Below are 523 nucleotides of genomic sequence, written 5' to 3'. Positions count from 1 at the left end.
CGCCGGCTGTGGGCCGGCCGTCGGGTCCTGCGCTCCGGCGGGGCGCGGCGGGTACGGGGGCTGCTGCGGTCCGCATGCCGGATACGGCGACTGCGGTGCCGGCTGCGCGGGGATGCCGGCGGCCTGGCCGTCGAACGGCGGCGCGGGCTGCGTCGGTGCCGTGTCCGGCGCGGCCTGGGGAACGACCGGGTTCGTCTGGTCCCCGCCCGGTACCGGGGCGGCGGGCTGCCGGGAACGGTCGGCGTCCGCCGTGCGCGGCGGAGGCGCGCAGACCGAGCGCGCGAGTCCCTGGGTCACGGCCTCTTCGACGGCGCAGGCCAGGTCGTGGGCCCTGGGCAGTCCCTGGTCGGTGAGGAGCTCGGCGAGGCCGCCGGCGTATCCCTGGCCGACGGCTCGTACTTTCCAGTCGCCCTGTCTGCGGTAGAGCTCCAGGGCGATCACGGCCGACTCGGCGTCCAGGCCGGTGAGCGTGTAGCTGACCAGTTCGGTGCCGTCCAGGCCGGTGACGGTCACGAAGGGGGCG

The 523-nt window shown here is 76.7% G+C and carries 1 protein-coding gene; it reads right to left on the bottom strand.

Features of this window, described 5'->3' with window-relative positions; translation table 11 throughout:
• Nucleotides 1-523, bottom strand: a 523-nt coding sequence (locus BZY54_RS48950; RefSeq protein ID WP_208641012.1) for a TerD family protein, incomplete at both ends; no start/stop codon positions are given.

It is taken from the genome of Streptomyces carpinensis (assembly GCF_002154505.1).
In the GTDB taxonomy this organism is placed as follows: Bacteria; Actinomycetota; Actinomycetes; order Streptomycetales; family Streptomycetaceae; genus Streptomyces; species Streptomyces carpinensis.
Note: the sequence above shows the minus strand (reverse complement) of the source record. Positions and strands in the feature narration are given on the sequence as shown.